The sequence below is a fragment of the Desulfatibacillum alkenivorans DSM 16219 genome (assembly GCF_900142135.1).
GTDB lineage: Bacteria > Desulfobacterota > Desulfobacteria > Desulfobacterales > Desulfatibacillaceae > Desulfatibacillum > Desulfatibacillum alkenivorans.
Window position 1 is genome coordinate 1 of sequence record NZ_FQZU01000088.1, and the last position, 2126, is coordinate 2126.

Sequence of the window (2126 nt, forward strand, 5' to 3'; positions counted from 1 at the left end):
TTCCGTGTCTTCCGTGGTTAACATTGTTGTTTTAATGGTCAGGGACGCTGGGTTCCCGACAGGGACATTCGGGAATGACAATCCCCCCCATCCTGACCTTCCCCCGTCAGGGGGGAAGGGATTTTATAGGATGCCGCTTCGCGGCGTTTATTTGGGTAGGCGCGGCAAGCCGCACTGATGTCGGAGCGCCCAAGGATGATGGATATTTGTCGGCCGTATTTTTATTCGAATGGAGGATGGCGCCACGGTATGCATTCCCACGTGCAACATGGGAACGAGTCCCCCCCATCCTGACCTTCCCCCGCCGGTGGGGAAGGGACGTAGGGGCAGGGACGCTGGGTTCCCGATAAAGACGCTCGGGAATGACGGCGAAAGAATATGGATGCCGCTTCGCGGCGGGATTTGTTGGGTTTCGCAAGCTCTACCCAACCTACGATGTCGGCGCTGCCAGGGATAGGGACGCTGGATTCCCGACAGAGACATTTGGGAATGACAAACCTATCTACGCCCCTGCGCGGTGCGCCATTGAAAAGTTTTGATCCAACTTTTTCAAAAGTTGGCCGCCGGAGGCATTAAGCCTTGCGCGAAGCGCCATTTTGAAGTTCTTTGCGGAGCTTTCTTTCAAGAAAGCGACCCGCCGGAGGCTTTAAGCTCTTGCGCGAAGCGCCATTATGAAGTTTTTGCCCTTATTCTTTCAAAAAGAGGGCGGCCGGAGGCAGTATTTTTGTTTTTTTATTTTAGTTGTCGGAACAAGTTCAAGAGGGGAAATCATGAGCTTTGAAGGGCGTGGAGTGGGCAATGGCGTGCGTCTGTTGGCCGTAGCGGCGGCGTTTATTTTTTGCATCCTGACGGCTTCCGGTTACGCCGGAGACATGGAAGCGTCTTTGGTGGAGGACTTCGGAGATGTGACTGTCATGAGCCTGGACGGGGATGACGTTGTCCAGGAGTTGGAGGATAATGCTTCGGATTCCCGCAGGACCATTGCCAACGCCTTTTATGAGACCCACGGCGACGACTATGATTTCCTGGTGATGTTCACGGACTTTGAATTTGACATGCCCCGGTATACCATCGGAGGCGAGCCCGCCCAGGCGGCCGGATATTATTCTTCCATCAAGAACGACACTGACGGCCTGGGCCAGGCTCCGTTCGACTTATCCGACGATTACGGCAGCGCCGGGCGTTTGCAGGGCTTCATCACCATGGGGCATTTGTACAACCTGGAAACCGATCCCATGGAGCCGGATTTTTCCAAGCTCATGCGGACCATGAGCCATGAGCTTTTGCACCGTTTTGCGGCTGACGCGCGGTTTGTGGATGCCACCGGAGCCGAGAGCGAGGCCTTGCTGTGGAACTACGATCCGGGTGCGGAGAACCGCCGCCATTGGAGCTATTTGCTGGACACGGACGGCTCCCTTTTATACGGCAACGACTGGCAGGACAACGGGGACGGCACGTTTACGTCCCTGCCCGGCCGCAAGTATTACAGCCCTTTGGACCTGTATCTCATGGGCCTTGTGGACAAGTCCGAAGTCCCGCCCATGCTGTTGATCGACAATCCCGACATCAATCCTGAAAAACTGCCCCAGACCGGCGTCACCATTTCGGGCGACGCTCTGACCGTAACCATCGAAGACATTATCGCCGCAGTCGGCGAGCGCATCCCCAGCGCTGCCAATGCGCCCAAGGAATTCAAAGTCGGTTTCATTCTGCTGACCAAGCCGGGAGAGTTTCTGGAAAAGGACTATCTGGTCCTAAGCCGGATCATCCCCCAATGGAAGATGTGGTTTTCGGCGCTTACCGACGGCCGGGGACCTTGGGGACGTCTTTGATTAATTGACTAACTCCATCATGTGGACCTTGGGGACGTCCGTCAAAAAGTCAAAAACTCGAAAGAATGATGGGGACAATGGTAAAAAAATAAAAATCTGAATAGTTGGGCAAACCCCCTGAAAGGGGCCTGAAACATAAAATTTCGGTTTTCGCCCGCACGCAGGGAAGCGGTTTTATCCCGCTCCCTGTATTGGGCAGGGTCTTTGACATTCGAATAAAAATACGGAGATAAACCAGGCTGGGTATAACCGCGATCTGCCATTTTTTTCCCATAGGCAGGTTGAAGTTGCGCG

The 2126-nt window shown here is 54.4% G+C and carries 2 protein-coding genes; one reads left to right on the top strand and one right to left on the bottom strand.

Going from position 1 to position 2126, the window contains the following annotated elements; genetic code table 11:
* Positions 1-770: 770 nt before the first annotated feature.
* Complete coding sequence (locus tag BUE18_RS27095) at positions 771-1832, top strand: hypothetical protein (protein WP_139265000.1); 1062 nt, start codon at positions 771-773, stop codon at positions 1830-1832.
* Positions 1833-1873: 41 nt separating this feature from the next.
* On the opposite strand, the gene BUE18_RS28390 is transcribed toward BUE18_RS27095, so the two are convergent.
* Positions 1874-2126 (bottom strand): hypothetical protein (locus tag BUE18_RS28390; protein WP_211482856.1); only part of this gene is annotated, 253 nt, incomplete at its 5' end.

Excerpts from the sequence above, each read along its gene's own strand:
- BUE18_RS27095 (WP_139265000.1), top strand. The coding sequence starts at position 771 with ATGAGCTTTGAAGGGCGTGGAGTGGGCAATGGCGTGCGTCTGTTGGCC.